Here is a 19996-nt window from a genome sequence, read left to right as displayed (position 1 = left end):
ATAGAGGAACCCCATCATGTCTGTAACCACCGCTGACGTTCTCGAGCTCTTTTCCACCGTTGTCACCCCTGAAACATTGCAGGGGATAGACCCGGACCAGCCCCTGCTGACCCAGGGAGTGGACTCTCTCGCCCTGACTTCCCTGGCCGTGGCCCTGCAGCGCGAGTTCTCTATCGAATTGACCATCGCCGACGCCATTACCCTGCGGACCGTCAATGACATCGTCTGTTTCATCAACTCGAAGGTGCAGTAGCATGTCCGCCAGGAGGCAGGCCATTGAGGCGTTGCGCGCCATCCCGGACCCGGTCCTGCCGGACCTTCCTTTCGAGGTGGTGCCCTTTCAGCCCGAACACGCGGAAGGGCTGGCCCGGTTGTTCCTGACTGTGTACGACGACGCCTACCCCATTGATGCCTACTACATCCCCGACGCAATCCGCGTGGAGCAGGAGAGCGGCAACGTCCGCTCCATGGTGGCCCGTCTTGAGGACGGCTCCATTGCGGGGCACATCGCCCTGTATCGTTCGTCGCCTCCGTTTAAGGGGTTGCTGGAGTGCGGTCTGGGCATGACCCATCCCCACTACAGAAGCTCCTTCATGCTGTTCTTCCTGTTCAAGGAGCTTATCGAGGGACCGGCCACGGCGCCGGAGGTGGCTGCCATTTATGGCGAGGCCGTATGCGACACCATCGCCACGCAGCATCTGAGTTCCCTGTACGGTTTCATGGAGACGGGCATGGAATTGGACCTGTTGCCGGACAAGGGCGAGGGCCGTGTGTCCTGCCTCTACCAGAGCAGGGATACCGGGGCTCCCGGACGCATCGTGCATGTCCCGCCTGGGCTGGAGGACGCGCTCGCGTTTTTCATGGACGGGTATGAGCCGAGTCGCACGGCGATTGCGGCCGAAGGCGGGTTGACGGAAGCGGCCACCGAGGCGGTGGTGGAGTTCTTCGACTTTGCGGGCGTGCTGCGGGTGCACGTTACGCGTCCGGGCACTGATTTCATGGAGTATGTGCGGGCAAGAGAGGAGGACGCCGCCCGAAAGGGATGCGTCAACGTGCAGTGGTTTCTGAATCTGGGTGTCCCGGAGTGCGGTGTGGCTGCGGCAATCCTGCTAGAGCGCGGTTGTTTCCCTGCGGGCTTCATCCCGCGCTGGTTCGACGACGACGGGGTCTTGCTCCAGAAGCTGATCGCCGAACCGGAGTGGGAGCGGTCGCAGCTCTATTCGGACCGGGCCAGGGAGATTCTTAACCGTCTGCGCGGGTCCTATCGGGAGCGTGCCGGCGCATAAGCCCGGCCAGCCTCAACGTCAGCAATGCGCCGAGCAGCGGACCCACCGCGAAACAGGCGAAGAGGCTCGCGGACGGCACCCCGGCGTTGAGCAGTCCGCCCGCCAGCAACGGTCCGAAGACATACCCCGCGTCCATGGTGAACAACATCAGGTTGGTGTTGAGCCCGCGAAGGTGCGCAGGCGATATGACGAACATGGCCGCATTGAGCTGGGGCATGGCAAAGCCGATGCAGAGTCCGTAAAGTCCGGCCAGCGCGTAGAGCGGGCCGACAGTCCCGGTTACGCTGAAGAGCACCATAACCCCTGCCAGGGCGGTGAGCGTCACGGCCAGCATGATGGCCCTGTTCACGCTGTCCATCAGCCTGCCGCAGAAGACGCGTACTGCTATGGTGGCCGCCGTGGAGATACTGAAAAATAGGCCCACGTTGTGCATCCCGAGCGCCATCAGCCGGTCTTTCATGAAGAAGAATACCACGGTGGTTGCAGTGAAGAGCAGGCCGTTGGCGGCCAGCAGCCGTCCGATTCCCGGCGAGCGGAGGTCCGCTGTGATGTCTGCGAAGGTGGGGCGGCGGTGTGCTGCGGCTCCGTCGAGGTCCATGCGCCGGAGGCGGCGATGGAGGTACGGGAGCACGAGCAGGGCGGGAATCAGTGCCGGGGCGAAGAGGGCGTAGACTCTGGGTTCGCTGCCCACCAGGAGCAGGAGCCGTTCGACCACCGGAGGCAGCACGGCATAGGGCAGTAAGGACGCTATGGCAAAGATCCCGAACCCCTGGCCGACCCGGTTCGGCGGAAGGAAGGCAACCAGCAGCACGGCCACCGCGGACACGAGCAGCACGAAGCCCAGGCCGTGGATGACCCTGACCCCCGCCAGCGCCAAGAGCGTGTCGGCGGCGGAATAGGAAAGCAGGGCGGTCATGAGAATCAGCAGCGAGGCTGCAACCACGTGCAGGCAGTTGCGCACGGAGAGAAAGGGGCTGATGAGCGGCCTGACCAGGAGGGCCGTGCAGGGCTCGAGCCCGAGCAGTACGCCGCGCCAGAACGAGGGGATGTGGCGTGCCTCCAGATAGTCGTTCAGCCCGTAGAACAGAGAGATGTTGCAGAAGGCCAGGAAGGTGACGCCCATGAGGAGACAGAACTCGGGAGTCAGTAACGAGTTGTCATTTCTGGGGATAAGAGGCATGATTGCGACGCTCGCTTTAAGCCGTTGAAAGCTTTCGGTTATCAGGGTGCGGGATGACGCCGCCACTGCGATTACCGTTCCGGGAGGCTTTTTGTAAAGGCGTTCGTCGAGGACGCCGCGATTTCGTCAATTTCGTCAGCGAGGATTTTTGTGAAAACCACCGAGCCGTGCATTCGTCTTCATCTTCCGGCCGAGGCCGCCTGGGCCCCGCTTGTGCAGGCCGCGGCCAAGCAGGCGGGCACCGTCTTCGGCCTGGGTCCGGCCAAGACCCTGCGCCTGGTCCATTGCTCCGAAGAGCTGCTCCTGTTCCTGGCCTCCACCGAGGCCGGTGATATCGAGACGGCCATTTGTCCCGTGGCCACCGGCGTCGAGATCGGGTTTTCCTTCTCCTCGGCCGGCGTCGACCTGTCGGCCATGAACCTGGCCTACGTCCATGACGCGGGGGGCGATGCGTGCGACCTGACCTGCCTGCCCCTGCTGCTGGCCTCGCGGATGACCGACGGGTTCAAGGTGGGGCTGGAGGGACGACGCATGGAGATCGTCCTGCGGGTGGACAAGGCCTATCCCGAGCCCGAGCTGTTTCCGGCGGAACGGGTCAAGGTTCAGGGACAGCCGGTCCTCTCCGCGGCGGAAGACGCGGGCGTGCTGTTCGAGGCATGCAGCGCCATGGCCGAGCTCTATCCGGCGCACCTGACGCCCGAGTGGTGCGCAAACCCGGGCCGGACGGCTGATCTGATCCGTGCCGGGAAGTTGTTCGCCATCGAGGCTCGCGACGCGGGCAGCCGCCTGTGCGGGATTATCTTCTGGGAAATGCGCTCCGACCGGAGTGCCGCCTTTTTCGGACCGTATGACTTCTCCGAGGACGGCTCCGTCGCCAGGGATCTGGTCACCGCCCTGTTGCAGACCGTGGGCCGGACCCGGATCAAAACCGTCCTGAGCAATCTGGCAACCGGGCCGCTGGCCGAACACGGGTTCGAGCTGCTGGCCGAGCTGCCGTATCTGCTCGGGGACTCCGAGGAACCGGCCATACTCCCTGTCTGGGGGCGGGTGCTGCAGGAGGATTTTGGCGCGACGGCCTGGGTGCACGATGATTTCGCGGATTTTCTTCGCGACCGCTACGACACCCTCGAGATGATGCGCGACCTGCGTCCGGTCAAGGACTTCGGCGAGGCCATCCCGGACGCCTCTGTGATCGGTGCGCATCTTACCCCCGGCATGAGCGAGGCCCTTTTGCATCCGGAGCTCAACGGCGCGGACATCGGCGACAACCTCGCCCGGCACGTGGCCTGTCTCTCGTCTTCGGGCTACAGGAACATTTTCTTCGAGATCGACCTGGCCAAGGGATGGCATGCCGCCCTGGGCGGTCACCTGAAACAATGCGGCTTTCGCCCCGAACTCATGCTGCCCCACGGCGGGCAGTCCGATACCCTGATCTTCCGCCATGTCCCTGAAGCTCGATAATCTCATTCCGGAGCACATCCGGCTCTTCGACCCTTACCGGCCAAGCCCGCCTGACAGCGTGCTGATGCGGTTGAACGGCCTGGACCATCTCCATCGGCTCAACAACAACGAGAACACGCTCGGCCCTTCGCCCGCCGTGCGCGAGCTGCTGGATGGGATCGAGGCGGGGATCGTGCCCATCTATCCCCACGGCGACAGCCAGGACCTGCGCGAGGCCCTGTCCTCGGTCCTCGGGCCGGACCGGTCGCGCTTCCTGGTGGGCAACGGCTCTTGCGAGCTGATCTCCAGCGTGGTCAAGGCGTTCTGCGAGCCGGGAGACAACATCGTCACCGCCGACAAGACCTTCGCGGTATACGAGTGGGTGGCGGAGTTCTCCGGCATCGAACCGCGCCTGATCCCCCTTGACCGGGACTTCCGTTTCGATCCTGACGGCATGCTGGCCGCCGTGGACGACCGGACCAAGCTCATCTTCGTCTGCAACCCCAACAACCCCACCGGCACCTACTGGGACGAGGCCACCATGCGCCGTTTCCTCGACGCGGTGGACGGGCGGTGCATCGTGGTGGCGGACGAGGCCTATTTCGAATACGTGGAGCAGCCCGATTACCCGGACTGCATCCGCCTGCTGGACGAGTACCCCAACCTGGTGGTCTTCAGGACCTTCTCGAAGATGTACGCCCTGGCCGCGCTTCGGGTGGGCTACCTCTGCGCGGGTGAAGAGGTCACGGATATCATCAGCCGCGCGCACGTGGCCTATTCGGTGAATACCCCGGCCCAGATGGCCGCGCGGGCCGCCGTGCTGGACCGGTCTCAGTTCATCCCTGAGACACTGGCCATGGTGCGCCGGGGCCGCGAGCTGATCCGCGAGGCCTGTGACTCTCTTGGGTTTGAGCACGTCATCGGCGAGGGAAACTATGCCATGATCCGCACCCCCATCTCCGACACCCTGCTGCAGCGGAAGCTGCTGCGCCGGGGATTCCTGGTGCGCACCATGACGGGCTTCCGCTTCCCGGACTGGATTCGCGTCAGCCTGGTGCGGGAGCCGGTGCTTGAGGAGTTCTGCGCGGTCCTGAAAGAACTCTTTCGATGATATTTCCCCGGCTACAGGCCGGGTAGTGATATGAATGGAGAATGAAGATGAGCGATACCAGAGAGCAGAACCTGGCCCGGCTGCGGAAAGAAGCCTATGTCATCGAACCGGGCCAGAAATTCGTGGTTGACGATTTCAAGCCGGAGGACGCCATTGGCGTGGCGCGCCTTTATTACGCCATCTACGGCGAGATGTTTCCCGTGGACCACGTCTACGACCCGGATGCGCTGGTCCGCATCAATGCGGGTGATGATCTGTTCCAGGCCGTCGGGCGCACGCCAAAGGGCGATGTCGTCGGCCTGTACGCCCTGTTTCGTTCGGCTCCGGGCAAGCGAATCATGGAGGCCGGGTCCTGGATGGTCCACCCGGACTACCGGACCACGTCGGTGGGGTTGCGGCTGGCCCGCAAGATACACAACAATCCCCCCGAACACCTGGGGCTCGACGTCATCTACGGCCAGAGCGTGTGCGACCACGTCACCACGCAGAAACTCGCCCGGCTGATCAACGGCCACCACTGCGCACTGGAGATGGAACCCATGCCAGCCAGGCCCGGCGAGGAGAATGGGTACGGCCGCATCTCGCTTTTGGACGGCTTCGTCTTGTTGAATAACCGGCCCGATGAGCTCTATCTCCCTGAGCGATACGACGCGCAGCTTCGGGAAATTTACGGACGGTTGGACCTGGATCGGGCGTTCCTGCCGGACTCCGTCAGCGAGGAAGAGCTCGTAGCCTCGGGCGAGACCGGACTTTCGGCGCAGCCCGTGGGCGATGCGGGGGTGCTCAGGATGGAAGTCCAATCCCTTGGCGCCGGTTTTGCCGAACGCCTCGCCGACGCGGAGCGGGAGTATCCTGACATGCATGCGTACCAGCTCATCCTGCCCTTATCGCTTCCCGGGGTTTCCGTCGCTGCGAGTATCGCCCACAGGGCGGGCTTCTTTTTCGGCGGGCTGTTGCCCGTGTGGTTCGATCGGGATGCCCTGCTGATGCAGAAGGTGGCCGGAACCCCGGACTTCACCAAGCCGCTGCTTCACTCCGAGGAAGCCAAAACCATTTTGGAAATGGTCGAGGCGGACTGGCGGACGCTTCAGGACGCCGACTGATCCTTGTTCTTAAAATTGTATCCCTGAATAACGTGTTGCGAAGGCACCTGACTCTCGCGTCAGGCCGCTGCCCGGCAGGGTTTCTGCGGTTCTAGGAACTCCTCCGGGGCGAAGGTGTCGTCGATGCGGTGGGACACCCGGTTCAGGAGGTGGCGGTCGTGGCTGATGGCTAGGACGCCTACGCCATATCGGGCGGCCCAATCGAGGACCGCGTCCCATACCAGGGCCTGGGTGTTGGGGTCGAGCATGGCGGTCATCTCGTCTGCCAGGAGATAGTGCGTCTCCGGGGACATGATTCTGGCCAGGGCGAGGCGCTGCAGTTCTCCACCGGACAGCTCGTGCGGGTAGCGTGAAAGCCACGCTGGTTCGATGTTCAGGGCTTCCAGGGTACGCCCGTCGGGTCTCCATCCTTCATTGAGGCTGTCGCCGAGCTTCCAGCGCGGGTTCATGGTCAACTCCGGGTGCTGGAAGATGAGCTGCACCGGGCAGAAGCGGCGGGTAGGCAGGGTCTGGCCGTCGCAGGTGACCGCTCCCTGCTGCGGCGCAAGGTGTCCGGCCAGAAGTTTGGCTAGGGTGGATTTGCCGCGACCGCTGGGGCCGGGCAGACCGACAATCTCTCCCGGCCGGATGGCGAAATCGAGGCTTTCGATGATCCAGGGCGTGGATTCGTAACGGAAAAATAGCCGGTCTCCCTTAAGCATGGCAGCACCTCACGTGGCCGCCGCCAACAGCGCGGAGCGGTTGGGGCCGGTTGCAATCTTCGGTCCTCGCGGCGCACCGGTCGCCGTATATGCATCCCTCGACCATCAGGTCCTCCATGGGCTGGTTGCCGCCGACGTATTGGAAATTTTGCTGGGGCAGCGCATTCCAGAGCGCGCGGGTATACGGGTGAAGGAGCCTTCCCCCGCCGTTGAAGGCTCTGGCCGGAGCCAGTTCCACCGTGGTCCCGGCATAGATGACGGCCACCCGGTCCGCGATACCCACGGCGGCGTCGATGTCATGTGTGATGAGCATGATGCCCTTGCCCGCGTCGGCCAGTTCCCGGAGATGGGTCAGGGATTGTCGGGCAACCGCCGGGTCCAGCCCCGTGGTCGGCTCGTCGGCGATGAGCAGGTCGGCCTCGCCCGCCGTGGCTGTGGCCGTGAGGACCCGCCGGGCCATGCCGCCGGACACCTGGAACGGATACATGGACTTGACTCCGACCGCCAACCTGTAGCGGTCAAAGGCCGAATCCGTGCTTCGGACCGCGTCCCGGCAGCACTGGCCGCTCAGGCGAGACGCCCGGTAGACCTGCCTGCCCACCCGGCAAAGCGGGTTCAGGTAGGCCACGGACTGGGGGATGAGGGCGATCTGCCTGCCGCGCAGTCGGGCAACGGTGCGCGGGGTCACGGGGTCCCCCTTGAACAGGACATCGCCCGTGGCCCGGGCGTTCTTCGGCAGCAGGCCGAGGACCGCGTGTGCCAGCAGGCTTTTCCCCGAACCACTTGATCCGACCACCGCCACAATTTCTCCTCCCCTGATGTTTAGAGACATGTCGCGCACCGGATGCAGGGTCCGGCGTTGCCAGCCCGAGCCGTAGCGGGTGAATTCGATGGACAGGTTCGTTACCGACAGCATGGTTACTCCTGGCTGGTTTTGGGATCGGTTATGACGCGCAGGCTGTTGCCCAGGACGTCGAAGAGCTTGACCGTGACCAGCAGGGACAGGCCGGGCAGGATAGCCAGCCACCAGTAGCCGGTCGAGATGTGGCGCATGGACTCGGACAGCAGGATGCCGATGGACGGGTTGTGCGGGGAGAGTCCGAAGCCGAGGAAGGTCAGCCCGGCCGCGTGCAGGATGGCGTGAGGAAAGAGCAGGATCAGGCCGATGGTGAACTGGGGGATGATGTGCGGCAGCATGTGCCTGCGCGCGATCCACCAGGGTGATCGTCCGAGCTTGCGCGCGACCATGATGTATTCCGCCTGCTTGAGTTGCAGGATTTCCGCCCTGATGATCCGCGCCAGCCGGGTCCAGTGGGACACGGCCACCGCGATGATCACCCCGGTGGCCCCGCCGCCGCAGGCGAACGAGACCAGGATGAGCAGGACCAAGTGCGGGGTGGCCATGATCAGGTCGATGAGCGTGGTTACCACGGCGTCGGTTCGTCTGCCCATGGTGGCGGACAGGGTTCCGAGCACGGCGGAGACCACGGAGCTGACCGTGGCGGCGAGCAGGCCGATGCCCAGGCTGCGGGTCAGCCCCTTGACCGTGCGCACCAGCATGTCGCGGCCAAGCCAGTCCGTGCCGAAGGGATATTCCAGGCAGGGCGGCAACTTCTTGTGCAGGAAATCGGTGGTGAGTCCCGAGTCGCTCATGAACCTGGAAGATGCAACCAGCACGGCGAAGTAGGCCAGGCAAAGCCCGATGACCCAGGCGGCACGACCCCTGCCGTCCATGAGACGCATCCGGCAGGCGATGAAGTAGAGTCGTTCGGACGGGGAAGGGTTGCGGGTAATGGTGGTCATTTCGCCTCCTCCGCACCGATCCGTATGCGCGGGTCGAGTACCCCGTAAAGGATGTCGGCGATGAGGTTGCCGGAGAAGACGAACACGGCGCTGAACAAGGTGATGCCCAGCAGCAGGGGCACGTCGCCCCGGATGCCCGCCTCGACCGTTGCCCGGCCCAGCCCCGGATAGGAGAAGACCTGCTCGGCCAGGACCGAGCCGCCGAACAGTTCGCCCAGGGAGGCAAACTGGAGGGTAACGGCGGGCAGGGCAACATTGCGCACCGCATGACGCCATGCCACGCCTGTCCGGGATTCACCCTGGGCCAGGGCGAAGAGGGCGTATTCGCTGTGCATGGCGTCGATGGTCTTTTCACGGGTGTGCAGGGCGATCTGGGCCACGCCGATCACCGACAAGGTGGCGGCCGGAAGGATCAGGTGGTGCAGTCGCTCCCACAGCGAGGCGTCGTCGGGAGACACCCCTGGCGGAGTGGCGCAGCAGATGGGCGTCCAGCCAAGGGAAACCGAGAAGACCGCCAGAAGCACCAGCCCCAGCCAGAAGGACGGGGTGGAGGCCAGGGTGTAGCTGTACAGGCGGATAACCCTGTCGGCCAGGGAGTTGCGGTTGGTTCCCGCCACTACTCCGAGGACGAAGCCGAGCACACCCGACAGGAGCCAGGCCGAGGCCATGAGCCACAGCGAAGTGACGAATCGTTTGCCGATCACTTTGGTTACGGGCTCATTGAAGATCATGGATCGGCCCAAGTCGCCCGTGAGGACGTTTTTCGCCCAGATGAAGAAGCGCTCGGGCGCAGGGCGGTCCAGCCCCCAGCGCTCGATGATGCGCTGTTCCTGCTCGATGCTGATCTGCATGCGGTCAATGCCGATGTAGGCGGAGACCGGGTCCACCGGGGACAGGGAAACCAGGGTGAAGGCCAGGACCGAGACCAGCGACAGGATCAGCGTGAGGCGTCCCAGCCTGCCCAGGCAAAAAGATGGAGAGATGGCGTGCATATCATTTCCCGGCTCCGGCGGCGGGGGATATCCGCGCCGCCGGAGCGAAAGGGGTTAATCTTTCCAGGTCCATTTCTGGATGTTGGCCGTGATGGGCCAGCCGTGGCCGTGGGGCTCCACCTGCGAGACGCCCACGTCCAGGTGCTCGCTGATGAAGTAGGTGTGTTCCAGGTTGACCAGCCAGGCCCAGGGCGCATCGCCGTGAACGTCGGAACCGGTCTTGCCGTCCCACTGCGCCTTCTTCCACAAGTTTAGGGAGGCCTCGTAACTTTCGGCGGAGATGGCGCCGTCAAGGTATTCGTCCACCTTGGCGTTGACGTAGTAGCCGGGGTTGTTCCAGCCGTCGCCTGCGTGGTGGCTCGAATAGAGCTGATATACTTCGATGGGGTCATGGGCGCCCCAGCCGAAGACGATGACGCTGGAGTGCATGAGGTGCTTGATCTCGTCCCAGCTGCGTTTGCCTTCGACCACGGCGTGAATGCCGATGGGCTTGAGCATGTCGGCCACGGCCAGGGCCAGGTACTGGCGGATGGCGCGATCAGCCGGGTAGATGATGGTGAACTCGGCCTTGATTCCATCCTTGTCGACGATGCCGTCGCCGTCAGTGTCCTTCCAGCCTGCGTCGGCCAGGATCTTGCGCGCCGCTTTCGGGTCGGCATCCTTGAACGAGTTCGCGGGGTTGTCCCAGGGCAGACCGTCGCAGGGGCCGTAGGCCGGGCGGCCGAAGCCTTCCAGCACGCCTTTGACCAGGACCTGGCGGTTGATGGACAGGTTGATTGCCTTGCGAATAGCCAGGTCGGCGGTAACGTCGTTGCCGATTGGGGAGCCCTTGTCCGTGACCTTGCCCGTGTTCGGTACACAGGGGAACATGAGCCCGCGGTTGTCCACGCTCTTGACCGGGTGGAGAACCATGCCCGGGATGGTCTGCACGGCCAGCACCTGCGGGACCACGACCACGTCCACCTTGCCCGCCTTGGCAGCGGCGAAGGAGGTGTCCTCGTCGGTGAACAGGAAGACCAGCCGCTTGAAGAAGGGCTCCGCGCCGTAATAATGAGGGTTCCGCTCGGCGATCATCTGCTGCCCTTCGTTCCATTCCACCATCCGGTACGGGCCGGAGCCGATGGGCTTTCGGGCGTAGCCGGGACCGTGCGCCGCCTTGGGCACGATGCCTAGGCTGACGAGCCTGTTGATGAAGGTCGTGTCACGCTTTTTGAGGGTGAGTTGCACGGTGTAGTCGCCGATGGCCGTGGCCTTGTCCATGTTGATCAGGTCCACCTTACCGCTCGAGGTGGCTGCGGTGTTGAAGGTGTAGGCCACGTCCTCGGCGGTCAGCGGGGAGCCGTCGGAAAATTTCGCGTCCTCGCGGATGGTCACGTTCCAGGTCAGTCCGTCGGCGGACAGTTCCGCGCTGGTTGCCAGGTCGTTGACGATATTCAGGTTCTCATCCCGTTTGAGCAGGGTGGATTGGAACAGGGGGTTGCCGTAACGGCCCCAGCCCAGGGTAGGATCGTAGCCGTCGTCCGGCTCGCCCTTGATGGCCAGGGTCAGGGTGTCCTTGGCCAGAGCCGGGGTTACGGCCAGGGTCGCCAGGGCCAGCAGCCCGATGGCGGCGGCCAGCGCGAAACGGCCTGCGCAGATCTTGCGGAAAGCGTGCATGAACTCCTCTCTTTGTATACCGGTTTGGGAAAGATTAGCATTTGATAGCACCTATTAAAAAAACGTGTCAATAAACGATTACGAAAGATATAATCATAAAACTAAATAGAGAGAAAAACTGTTTTAACAGCTAGTTGAATGTGGCCTGGAGCGGATGGAGACGAGGCCGGGGAAGAGATGTTTGCCGAGTGGACGAAGCCTGGGTTCGTGACAACGCGGTCATACTGCCGCACCTTCCATATGCCCGCCGCAGTACGGGATTTTCATTTTTTGCGGGGGTTGTCGGGCAGGAGGAACGGAGTATGTTTGTAGTAGAGGGAAGGCCAACGAAAAAGCACAGGAGAGCGAATATGTGCAAGGACTGCGGTTGCAATCTCGGCAAGGATCGCGTGGCCCATCAGCATGCCCATGGCGGGAAAGGAAGCCATGATCATGCACATGAGCATGAACATGCCCACGTGCACGAGCATACCCATGAGGGCGGCACCACCCACACCCATGAGCATAGCCATGTGCACACCCATTCCCACAGCCACGGCCATGAGCACGACGCGGACGGCGAGCACGTGCATGACCACGGGGCCCACAGCCACGACGCGGATCACGCCCATGGGGGCGGCGACGGTCACGGCCACAGCCACGGCTGAGCGTGAAGCAAGGGCGGCGCGGTGTTTTCCGCTCCGCCCCTTTCTCGCTAACTCAGAATTTTGATTCTTCCATTCCAAAGGGCCGCAGCACGCGGTCCAACACCCCCTGGAGCTTGGAGATGGCCACGCCGTAGTTGGTGACGGGCAGGCCTCGGCGTGCGCATTCGGTGATGCGCCGGAGCATCTCGGTGCGGTTCAGCATACATGCCCCGCAATGGACCACCAGCGCGAATCGCTCCAGGTCCTCCGGGAAGTCGTGTCCGGAATAAACTTCGAAATTCAGGTCCCTGCCCGTGTACTGGGACATCCAGCGGGGGATTTTGACCCGGCCTATGTCGTCCGCCACGTTGTGATGCGAGCACGCCTCTCCAATGAGCACGGTGTCGCCGTCCTGTAACCGGTCGATGGCCGAGGCCCCCTCGACCAGGCTGTCCAGGTCGCCCTTGTAGCGGGCGAACAGGGTGGAGAATGTGGTCAGCGGCACGTCGTCAGGCACGTCTCCGGCCACGCTCATGACAACCTGCGAGTCAGTGACCACCAGGGCGGGCTTTTGCCGCAAGCCGGAAAGCGCGGCCTCTATCTCCCGCTCCTTGACCACGGTGCCCATGGCGTCGCAGTCCAGGATCTCGCGCAGGACCTGCACCTGGGGCAGGATCAGCCGCCCCTTGGGCGCTGCCAGGTCTATGGGCACCACACAGATCACCTGGTCCCCCTCGTTGATCAGGTCGCCGAGGATCAGCCGCTCCTGCCGGTATTCGGGCGGAACGGCGGCGATGATGCGCTCCTTGAGTCGGTCCACGCCCTGTCCGTCCGCAGCCGAGACATGGAGGACGGGCGCACCGGGAATCTCGGGCAGGGGTGCGGCTTCAGGCCGCAGGTCCGCCTTGTTCCAGGCCACGATGCACGGGACGCCCATCTCGCGGATGGTCTCGAGCAGGCCGCGCTCGTGGTCGGTCAGCCCCTCTTCACCAAGGACGACCACGGCCACGTCGCAGCGGAAGAGCACTTTCTTCGTGGCCTTGATGCGCAGTCGGCCAAGCTCACCCTCATCGTCCAGACCTGCGGTGTCGTAAAAGGTTACTGGTCCCAGGGGCAACAACTCATAGTGCTTGGCCACCGGGTCCGTGGTGGTGCCCGGGGTGTCCGAGACTATGGCCGTATCCTGGCCGGTCAGGGCGTTGATCAGGGACGATTTGCCCGCGTTGCGCCTGCCCGCCAGGGCGATGACCAGCCTGACTCCGCGCGGTGCCTTACCGGACATGGCTCCTCCTCGGGGAGAATCCCTTGGACGCCGACGGGACGAAGCCGTTCTCCTCGATGGCCTTGCGGGCCGGTGCCAGGGACGCTGCGCCCTCGGTGCTTCCCGCGTTCTTGCCGGGATAGATGGTGTAGTCGCCGCGATAGTCAGCCGGGGTCAGGGACGGCATGAGCACGTTGCATCCCCGCGTCAGGGCAAGGGCGCGGCTGCCGGGCCGCAGGGCGTCCAGGGCCGACGTGGCCGGGATGTTGGCTTCGGGGTTGAGGATGCGCAGCAACGCGGTCATGCGGAAGGAGAGGTCCACCGAGCCCGGCGTCATGCCCGACAGGGGCGTGTCCGGGTTGGGGACGAACGGCCCCACCGCGATCATGTCCAGACCCAGGTCGGTCAGGAACAGGATGTCGCGCAGCGCGTCCATGGGCGTGGTGCCGGGCAACCCGGCGATGACTCCCGAACCGATCTCGTATCCCATGCGACGCAGTTCCTCCACACGGTGCAGCCGTGCGCCGAAGTCCTCCCCCCGGCGCAGTTGCTTGTACAGATGGCGGTCCGTGGTCTCCAGTTTCATCAGGCAGCGGTCGGCCCCGCAGGCGCGCCAGTACACGTATTCGTCAAGGCTCCGGTCTCCCAGGGAGAGGGTCACGGCCACGTCGTGACGCTCTTTTATTTCGCGGATCAGTTCACCCACCAGTTCCGCCGAGTAGGAGAAGTCGTCGCCCGACTGGAGGACTACAGTCCCGGCTCCCTCGGCCACGGCGGCGTCTGCAGCGGCGAGGATGTCGTCGGCGCGCATGCGGTAGCGGTTGAGCCTGCGGTTATCCGCGCGCAGCCCGCAGTACCGGCAGTGCTTGTCGCAGACGTTGGAGAACTCCACGATGGCGCGGATGTACACGGCCTTGCCGAAGACCCGGCGGCGGGTCTCGTCGGCGAGGGCAAAAAGGGAAGCGTCGTCCGCTCCGGTCAGGGCGGTGAGGATATCGGGTGTGTTCATGGCGTTCCGTTGGCCGGGCGGTCCCGGGGTTCGAGTTGTCGTGCGGGCAGTGGAGACAAGGCGCGGCAGAGGCACATGGCCCTGGCGCACTCGTTGACCAGCCGGAAGGCGGCGATTTCCTCGTCGTCCGCGTGCGGCGGGGGCTTGCCCGCCATGGTCCATTGGAGCAGGGTCGGCACGTCCGCGCGGATCATGCCCCAGAATCCCTGGGGAGCGTGTACGTTCGCGTGGGCGTATTGGCCGAAAATGATGTCGTCGTCCACGATGACCACGGGCAGGCAGGGGAGCCGCCGGGCCGGGTGCAGCCGCACCTTGTCCGGGTAGCGGCGGGCCAGGTCGGTCATGAACCGGTGGGACAGCTCCACTTCGTCGTCCGCGGCCTGGGGAGATATGCCGAAGCGCAGGGCGTCCAGAAAGGGGCGCACCCAGTCCTGCCCGTTGTCCGGCTCCAGGACGATGATGTCCAACTGGTTGAATTCAGGCCTGTTCAGGGCGGCCTCGAGTCCCTCGCGGTGCGGCTTGGAGCGGGCAAAAGCTCCGTATACGGCAGCGTGCAGGATGATCCTCCGGCGGCTGGCCGCGAAAAGGGCGGGCGTGTTCAACGACTCGATGGCGGTCACGAGCTTCATGGCGTGTTCACCTCCTCGAATTCACCGGGCGTGAAGCCCAGCTTGCACAGTTGACGGGGCGAGAACAGTCGGTCGACGGTTTCCTCGGAAGCGATGCCCGAGAGCACGAGTTGGGCCGGAACGGTCCGGCCTTCTTGGCGCGCGTCCTTTGCGAGCCGTTCCACCGCTTCGTATCCCAGCACAGGCACCAGCACCGTGGCCAGGGCTCCGCTTCGCTCCACCTGGGTGCGGCATCGCTCCGGGCGTGCTTGGATTTCCGGTACGCAGTCTTCGGCCAACCCCCGGCAGGACGCAGTGAGCAGGGCCAGGGATTCGATCAGGGAGTGGGTGATGAGCGGCAGGAGGTGGTTGAGCTCCAGCTGTCCCATACCCACGGCCATGCCGATCATCTGGTCGTTGGCCATGACCCGGAGGGCGGCCTGTGTCACAGCCTCGGGCATGACCGGGTTGACCTTGCCCGCCATGATGGACGACCCGGCCTGGAGTGCTGGCAGGACAATCTCTCCCAGCCCGGCATCCGGGCCGCTGGAGAGCAGGCGCAGGTCCGAGGCGATCTTGAGCAGGTTTGCCGCGCACGCCTTGAGCATGCCCGAGACCTCGGCAAAGACGTCGCCGTTCTGGGTGGCGTCCACCATGTTCTCGGCGCGGGACACGGGCAGCCCCGTGATCGCGGCCAGGTGCCCGGCCACGGCCAGCACGTAGTCTCGCGGCGCGCCCAGACCGGTGCCGATGGCCGTGCCGCCCAGGTTGACCCGTTTCAGCCGCTCCCGGCACTTGAAGAGCCGCCAGCGATCGCGGGCCACGGCCTCGGCAAAGGCGCCGAAGGTCATGCCCAGGGTCATGGGCACGGCGTCGGTCAGCTCGGTTCTGCCCACCTTGACCACGTCACGGAACTCGGCCTCCTTGGCCTGAAGGGTTTCCTGGAGGGTCGAGACGATCTTTTCCAGTTCCGCCAGCATGTTCAGCACGGCCACGCGCAGGGCGGTGGGATAGGCGTCGTTGGTGGACTGGTGCATGTTCACGTGGCGCAGGGGTGAGACCAGATCCCTGTCCCCCCGGTGGCCGCCGAGGAGTTCGGCGGCCCGGGAGGCGATGACTTCGTTGAAGTTCATGTTGGTCGAGGTCCCGGCCCCGCCCTGGAAGGCGTCCACCACGATCTGGTCGTGGAGCGCGCCGTCCGCCATCTCGGCGCAGGCGTCCATGATCGCCGGGCCGCGCTCCCCGGGCAGGTATCCGAGGAGCGCGTTGGTCCTGGCGCAGGCCTGCTTGACCTGGGCAAAGGCGCATACAAAGGCCGGATGAAGCCGATATCCGGAGAAGGGGAAGTTGCGCACGGCCCGCGCTGTGTGGGTACCCCAGTAGACGTCGGCGGGAATGGGCATTTCGCCCAGTCCGTCGCGTTCCATCCGGATTCCTTCCGGTTTGCCATTCACCATTGCCGCCTCGGCCAGGGTTAAAGGTACAGGTCCCGCTCTCCGGCTTCCATGCGGGCAAGCCGGTCGGTGAGCAGACTCTTGCGGTCGGGATCGGGATAGTTCTCCACTTCGCGCCGGATGAGCTCCTCGCCGATGCGCCGGGTCTCTTCCGAGGCGTAGTCCTCCAGGTATTCCTTGAAGGTCAGCAGCCCGTTGGGCAGGCAGAATTTCTGGATGAATCCGGTCTTGGCCAGCTCCATGAAGTGTTCGCCGGTGCGGCCCAGCCGGTAGCACGCAGTACACCAGGACGGCACGTAGCCGTGGTCCCCGGCAATGGACTGGATGACCTCGTCCAGGCTGCGGCTGTCCCCGACGCAGAACTGCTGCACATCGGGACGGTCGTATTCGGGGTCGGCATACGCTCCGGGATAGGTGCGCGAGCCTCCCGAGAGCTGGGAAACGCCCACTTCAAGGAGCTCCCTGCGGAACTCGGCGTTCTCGCGGGTGGTCAGGATCAGGCCGGTGTAGGGTACGGCCAGTCTGAGCACGGCCACGATCTTCTTGAACTCGTGGTCCGTGGTCGGATACGGCGGATTGTAGGCGATATCGGCATTGAGGGCGGGCTCCAGCCTGGGGAAGGAGATGGTGTGCGGCCCCACGCCCCAGTCCCGTTCCAACTGCCGCGCGTGGTGGAGCAGGCCGAGGACCTCGTAGGTCGTGTCATAGAGACCGAAGAGCGCGCCCATGCCCACATCGTCGATGCCCGCCTCCTGAGCCCGGTGCATGGCGTGCAGCCGCCACAGGAAGTCCGTCTTGCGTCCGGCGATGTGCAGCTTCTCATAGGTGGGCCGGTGGTAGGTCTCCTGGAAACACTGGTAGGTTCCGATGCCCACCTCGTGGAGCGTGCGAAAGCCCTCCACGTCCAGGGGGGCGCAGTTGATATTGACCCTGCGGATTTCGCCGCTCTTGGCCGAGGTCACGGCGTAGACGTCGCGCACGGTCTCCGCGATCCAGTCGGCTCCCAGGGTGGGGTGCTCGCCGTAGACCAGCAGGAGCCGCTTGTGCCCGAGGTCCTCGAGCACTTCCACCTCCCGCCGGATTTCCTCCGGGGAGAGCGTGCGGCGGTCCAGTTCCTTGTTGGTGGCCTTGAACCCGCAGTATTTGCACTGGTTGGCGCACTCATTGGTGATGTACAGCGGCGCAAAGACCACAAGGCGGTTGCCGTAGATGGCCTTCTTGATGGCGATGGCCGTCTCGAAGATGGCCTCGTCCAGTTCCCTGTCCGTATTCTTGAGCAGGGCGGCGGCTTCGTCCGGGTCCAGGCCCTGTTTCTCCCTGGCCTTGAGCAGGATCTCGTTGATCAGGCCTTTGGACGGATTCTCCGCCCGCGCCATCTCATCCCGAATAGTTGCCTCGTCCACGAAGTTGGCCAGGCCCTCGCCCAGCGTGCTGTCCTTTTTCATCCTTCCTAACCCCCTATGGTTAAACCAAAAGTGACTTGACCTGTACGCCGTCAAGCATGCCGAGCTTGCCGGTCAGGGCCCCAACCTCATCGGTGGTGGCCTCGATGATCAGGTCGATGATGCTCACACCCCTGTCCCTGAACGGCAGCCCCATCCTGCCCACGATGATTTCGCCGTGGTCGCTCAGGATGGTATTGACGGTGGCTGCCGCCTCTTTTCTGTTCTTGATGATGATGCCGATGATGCCGAGTCGTTTCTGCAATCCTATTTCCTCCCTGTTGATGGCGGCCTCCGATTAGGGAAAAGAGCCCGGGTTAGCACTCCCGGGCTCTCTGCTACTGGGGATAGGATGGAGCTTTCGGTTTTCCCGCCTGCGAAAGGAAGGGCAGAACCAGATGGCTCCACCCTGGGGTTCAGGCGTACCCTTCCCGCAGGCAGATGTTCTCCGGTAGGAGGTGTTCTGGGGGAATCTATTACGCAAACGAGTAGTACAAATCAAGATTAAATTTTACAATACGTATAACTTTTTAAAAATAGTAATACTAAGCGCGTCAGCAAACGCGCGGATGAAATAGCAGGAATGTGTGGGGGAGAGGGGTGAGGGAAAGAAGCGTTCGGCCCTAGGATCAGAATCATCCTCGCCGCAGGTCGAAGCTTTCAGGAGTTACAGGTTGAACTTGAAGCCCTTGTTCTTGAGAGCGGCCAACCTGGCGCTGCGATCATTATAGTGCGTGTGCAGCAGGTGATGGGACATGTGTCCGCAGGGGCCTTCGTGCAGGAACCCGTGCTCATGGTCGTAGATCTTCTTGATCATGGGGTTGTCCTGCGACTTCCTGACCTTGTATATCTTGGCATCGGCGGTATACACGGAGGTTTGCCGCAGACCGACAAAGTCCATGGTGCTCGCCACGGCTTCCTTGGTCAGGTTGGCGCCGAGCACTGCATAACCGGCCATCACGCCGCATGCCTTGATGAAGACGCGTCTGTTCATTTTCATATTCCGTTCTCCTTAGGCTGAAACCTTGCGCGCACGGAAGCGCCTGTTGATCTGGGCCACCGTACTCTTGAACAGCGAGGCCCGGACGTCCGGGTCCAGGGGCTGTCCGCCGCCGTTCACGCAGCCGCCGGGGCAGGTCATGATCTCGATGAAGTGGTAGGGGGATTTCCCGGCCCTGACTTCGTCGCAGAGTTTGGCCGCGTTCGCCAGGCCGCTGGCCACAGCCACCTTGACCGTGCCGAAGTTGGGCACCTTGACGTCGGCGGTGTTGATGCCCTCATGGGTACGCACCACCTTGATGTCGGGGTTAGCCAGCTTCTTGCCGGACAGCACTTCGTATGCCAGGCGCAGGGCCGCTTCCATGACGCCGCCGCTGTTGCCGAAGATGGTGGCCGCGCCGGTGGAGTCGCCCAGGATCGGGTCGGGCTGCTGCGAGGGCAGGCTGTTGAAGTTGATGCCCGCGGTCTTGATCATGTAGGCCAGCTCGCGGGTGTTGATGGTGGCATCGATGTCGCGGAAGCCGCTGTCCGCCAGTTCGGGACGGAGTCCTTCGTACTTCTTGGCGATGCAGGGCATGATCGACACGGTGTAGACCTTCTTGGGTTCGGTTTTCGTTTCGTGAGCACCGTAGGTCTTGGACAGGGGGCCGAGCATCCCGATGGGAGACTTGCAGCTCGAGAGGTTGGGCAGCAGGTCAGGGTAGAAGGTCTCGGCGAACTTGACCCAGCCGGGGCAGCAGGAAGTGAACTGCGGCAGCGGGCGGGCGTCCTTCTTGCCCTGTTCCTGCACGCGCTGGATGAGCTCGGTGCCCTCCTCCATGATGGTCACGTCCGCGGTGAACTCGTTGTCCCAGATGTAGTCGAAGCCGAGCTTGCGCAGGGCGGCGTGCATCTGTCCGCCGACGTAGGTGCCGGTAGCCGCTCCGAAGCACTCGCCGAGGCCGTAGCGGACCGCCGGAGCGGGCATGGATACGACCACGGTGTCCGGGTCCTTGAGCTTCTCGAAGATCTCATCCACGTAGGAGACGCCTTCATAGATGGCGCCGTAGGGACAGCTGACCAGACACTGGCCGCAGTTCATGCAGGCCGCGGGATCGACAACCTGACGGGTCCCCTCATCGTTGATGGCCTGGATCGCCCCGGAGGCGCAGACCTCCTCACAACTCCCGCAAGCCTCGCACTTGGTGGCGTCGACCTGAACGAAAAAGATCTCGTCCGGATCAATGCCCTTGGGCGCGTTGGTTTGGTACATCACGCCTTCAATCAGTTTCATCGTTCCCTCCTTGTTGGGGTGGATTGAAGACAGGTCCGCCGGCACCACTGCC

The 19996-nt window shown here is 63.8% G+C and carries 20 protein-coding genes; 5 read left to right on the top strand and 15 right to left on the bottom strand.

Going from position 1 to position 19996, the window contains the following annotated elements; translation table 11 throughout:
• Positions 1-16 precede the first annotated feature (16 nt).
• Positions 17-253, top strand: coding sequence for an acyl carrier protein (locus GM415_RS17630; protein WP_158950524.1), 237 nt, complete (start codon positions 17-19; stop codon positions 251-253).
• Between the two features lies 1 nt (position 254).
• Positions 255-1286: a hypothetical protein gene (locus GM415_RS17625; protein WP_158950522.1), complete on the top strand. Its 1032-nt coding sequence runs from the start codon at positions 255-257 to the stop codon at positions 1284-1286.
• Here GM415_RS17625 and GM415_RS17620 read toward each other — a convergent pair.
• Positions 1243-2466, bottom strand: coding sequence for an MFS transporter (locus GM415_RS17620; RefSeq protein WP_158950520.1), 1224 nt, complete (start codon positions 2464-2466; stop codon positions 1243-1245). The genes GM415_RS17625 and GM415_RS17620 overlap by 44 nt on opposite strands.
• Positions 2467-2616: 150 nt before the next feature.
• Between GM415_RS17620 and GM415_RS17615 the strand changes: the two genes are divergently transcribed.
• From GM415_RS17615 to GM415_RS17605, 3 genes are read left to right on the top strand one after another with little or no spacing between them, the layout of a single operon-like run.
• A complete protein-coding gene (locus tag GM415_RS17615; RefSeq protein WP_158950518.1) occupies positions 2617-3927 on the top strand; it encodes a hypothetical protein in 1311 nt (436 codons plus the stop codon).
• Complete coding sequence (locus GM415_RS17610; protein WP_158950516.1) at positions 3908-5017, top strand: pyridoxal phosphate-dependent aminotransferase; 1110 nt, start codon at positions 3908-3910, stop codon at positions 5015-5017. Before GM415_RS17615 ends, GM415_RS17610 begins: the two co-directional genes overlap by 20 nt.
• Before the next feature lie 47 nt (positions 5018-5064).
• Positions 5065-6120 (top strand): hypothetical protein, encoded by a 1056-nt coding sequence (locus GM415_RS17605; RefSeq protein ID WP_242012293.1) that lies wholly within the window; start codon positions 5065-5067, stop codon positions 6118-6120.
• A gap of 59 nt (positions 6121-6179) precedes the next feature.
• Here the strand turns inward: GM415_RS17605 and GM415_RS17600 are convergent, their stop codons facing one another.
• From GM415_RS17600 to GM415_RS17535, 14 genes are all read right to left on the bottom strand, one after another.
• Positions 6180-6821: an ABC transporter ATP-binding protein gene (locus GM415_RS17600; RefSeq protein WP_158950512.1), complete on the bottom strand. Its 642-nt coding sequence runs from the start codon at positions 6819-6821 to the stop codon at positions 6180-6182.
• Positions 6814-7737, bottom strand: a complete 924-nt coding sequence (locus GM415_RS17595) for an oligopeptide/dipeptide ABC transporter ATP-binding protein (protein ID WP_158950510.1) — start codon at positions 7735-7737, stop codon at positions 6814-6816. The genes GM415_RS17600 and GM415_RS17595 overlap by 8 nt, the downstream gene beginning before the upstream one ends.
• A 2-nt stretch (positions 7738-7739) precedes the next feature.
• Positions 7740-8624: an ABC transporter permease gene (locus tag GM415_RS17590; protein ID WP_242012292.1), complete on the bottom strand. Its 885-nt coding sequence runs from the start codon at positions 8622-8624 to the stop codon at positions 7740-7742.
• On the bottom strand, positions 8621-9616 hold the full coding sequence (locus GM415_RS17585) for an ABC transporter permease (RefSeq protein ID WP_158950508.1): 996 nt from the start codon (positions 9614-9616) through the stop codon (positions 8621-8623). Before GM415_RS17585 ends, GM415_RS17590 begins: the two co-directional genes overlap by 4 nt.
• 54 nt (positions 9617-9670) lie before the next feature.
• A complete protein-coding gene (locus tag GM415_RS17580; protein ID WP_158950506.1) occupies positions 9671-11272 on the bottom strand; it encodes an ABC transporter substrate-binding protein in 1602 nt (533 codons plus the stop codon).
• A 263-nt stretch (positions 11273-11535) separates the two neighbouring features.
• Complete coding sequence (locus GM415_RS17575) at positions 11536-11901, bottom strand: hypothetical protein (RefSeq protein ID WP_158950504.1); 366 nt, start codon at positions 11899-11901, stop codon at positions 11536-11538.
• Positions 11902-11971: 70 nt separating this feature from the next.
• Positions 11972-13180, bottom strand: a complete 1209-nt coding sequence (gene hydF / locus GM415_RS17570; RefSeq protein WP_158950502.1) for a [FeFe] hydrogenase H-cluster maturation GTPase HydF — start codon at positions 13178-13180, stop codon at positions 11972-11974.
• Entirely contained in the window at positions 13170-14168 is a 999-nt protein-coding gene (gene hydE, locus GM415_RS17565; protein WP_158950500.1) for a [FeFe] hydrogenase H-cluster radical SAM maturase HydE, read from the bottom strand. Before hydE ends, hydF begins: the two co-directional genes overlap by 11 nt.
• Positions 14165-14797 (bottom strand): hypothetical protein, encoded by a 633-nt coding sequence (locus GM415_RS17560; RefSeq protein ID WP_199244311.1) that lies wholly within the window; start codon positions 14795-14797, stop codon positions 14165-14167. Before GM415_RS17560 ends, hydE begins: the two co-directional genes overlap by 4 nt.
• Positions 14794-16203, bottom strand: a complete 1410-nt coding sequence (locus GM415_RS17555) for an aspartate ammonia-lyase (protein WP_242012291.1) — start codon at positions 16201-16203, stop codon at positions 14794-14796. The genes GM415_RS17560 and GM415_RS17555 overlap by 4 nt, the downstream gene beginning before the upstream one ends.
• Before the next feature lie 47 nt (positions 16204-16250).
• Positions 16251-17675, bottom strand: a complete 1425-nt coding sequence (hydG, locus tag GM415_RS17550; protein WP_158950496.1) for a [FeFe] hydrogenase H-cluster radical SAM maturase HydG — start codon at positions 17673-17675, stop codon at positions 16251-16253.
• Positions 17676-17694: 19 nt separating this feature from the next.
• Complete coding sequence (locus GM415_RS17545; protein WP_158950494.1) at positions 17695-17937, bottom strand: TM1266 family iron-only hydrogenase system putative regulator; 243 nt, start codon at positions 17935-17937, stop codon at positions 17695-17697.
• A gap of 402 nt (positions 17938-18339) precedes the next feature.
• Positions 18340-18672, bottom strand: coding sequence for an iron hydrogenase small subunit (locus tag GM415_RS17540; protein ID WP_158950492.1), 333 nt, complete (start codon positions 18670-18672; stop codon positions 18340-18342).
• A gap of 12 nt (positions 18673-18684) precedes the next feature.
• Positions 18685-19944 (bottom strand): [FeFe] hydrogenase, group A, encoded by a 1260-nt coding sequence (locus GM415_RS17535; protein ID WP_199244310.1) that lies wholly within the window; start codon positions 19942-19944, stop codon positions 18685-18687.
• Positions 19945-19996 lie beyond the last annotated feature (52 nt).

Origin of the sequence: Pseudodesulfovibrio cashew, assembly GCF_009762795.1 — a bacterium.
GTDB classification, from domain to species: domain Bacteria; phylum Desulfobacterota; class Desulfovibrionia; order Desulfovibrionales; family Desulfovibrionaceae; genus Pseudodesulfovibrio; species Pseudodesulfovibrio cashew.
This window is presented reverse-complemented; position numbering and strand designations above follow the sequence as displayed.

Excerpts from the sequence above, each read along its gene's own strand:
- GM415_RS17630 (WP_158950524.1), top strand. The coding sequence starts at position 17 with ATGTCTGTAACCACCGCTGACGTTCTCGAGCTCTTTTCCACCGTTGTC.
- GM415_RS17625 (WP_158950522.1), top strand. The coding sequence starts at position 255 with ATGTCCGCCAGGAGGCAGGCCATTGAGGCGTTGCGCGCCATCCCGGAC.
- GM415_RS17620 (WP_158950520.1), bottom strand. The coding sequence starts at position 2,466 with ATGCCTCTTATCCCCAGAAATGACAACTCGTTACTGACTCCCGAGTTC.
- GM415_RS17610 (WP_158950516.1), top strand. The coding sequence starts at position 3,908 with ATGTCCCTGAAGCTCGATAATCTCATTCCGGAGCACATCCGGCTCTTC.
- GM415_RS17605 (WP_242012293.1), top strand. The coding sequence starts at position 5,065 with ATGAGCGATACCAGAGAGCAGAACCTGGCCCGGCTGCGGAAAGAAGCC.
- GM415_RS17600 (WP_158950512.1), bottom strand. The coding sequence starts at position 6,821 with ATGCTTAAGGGAGACCGGCTATTTTTCCGTTACGAATCCACGCCCTGG.
- GM415_RS17595 (WP_158950510.1), bottom strand. The coding sequence starts at position 7,737 with ATGCTGTCGGTAACGAACCTGTCCATCGAATTCACCCGCTACGGCTCG.
- GM415_RS17590 (WP_242012292.1), bottom strand. The coding sequence starts at position 8,624 with ATGACCACCATTACCCGCAACCCTTCCCCGTCCGAACGACTCTACTTC.
- GM415_RS17585 (WP_158950508.1), bottom strand. The coding sequence starts at position 9,616 with ATGCACGCCATCTCTCCATCTTTTTGCCTGGGCAGGCTGGGACGCCTC.
- GM415_RS17580 (WP_158950506.1), bottom strand. The coding sequence starts at position 11,272 with ATGCACGCTTTCCGCAAGATCTGCGCAGGCCGTTTCGCGCTGGCCGCC.
- hydF (WP_158950502.1), bottom strand. The coding sequence starts at position 13,180 with ATGTCCGGTAAGGCACCGCGCGGAGTCAGGCTGGTCATCGCCCTGGCG.
- hydE (WP_158950500.1), bottom strand. The coding sequence starts at position 14,168 with ATGAACACACCCGATATCCTCACCGCCCTGACCGGAGCGGACGACGCT.
- GM415_RS17560 (WP_199244311.1), bottom strand. The coding sequence starts at position 14,797 with ATGAAGCTCGTGACCGCCATCGAGTCGTTGAACACGCCCGCCCTTTTC.
- GM415_RS17555 (WP_242012291.1), bottom strand. The coding sequence starts at position 16,203 with ATGGAACGCGACGGACTGGGCGAAATGCCCATTCCCGCCGACGTCTAC.
- hydG (WP_158950496.1), bottom strand. The coding sequence starts at position 17,675 with ATGAAAAAGGACAGCACGCTGGGCGAGGGCCTGGCCAACTTCGTGGAC.
- GM415_RS17540 (WP_158950492.1), bottom strand. The coding sequence starts at position 18,672 with ATGAAAATGAACAGACGCGTCTTCATCAAGGCATGCGGCGTGATGGCC.
- GM415_RS17535 (WP_199244310.1), bottom strand. The coding sequence starts at position 19,944 with ATGAAACTGATTGAAGGCGTGATGTACCAAACCAACGCGCCCAAGGGC.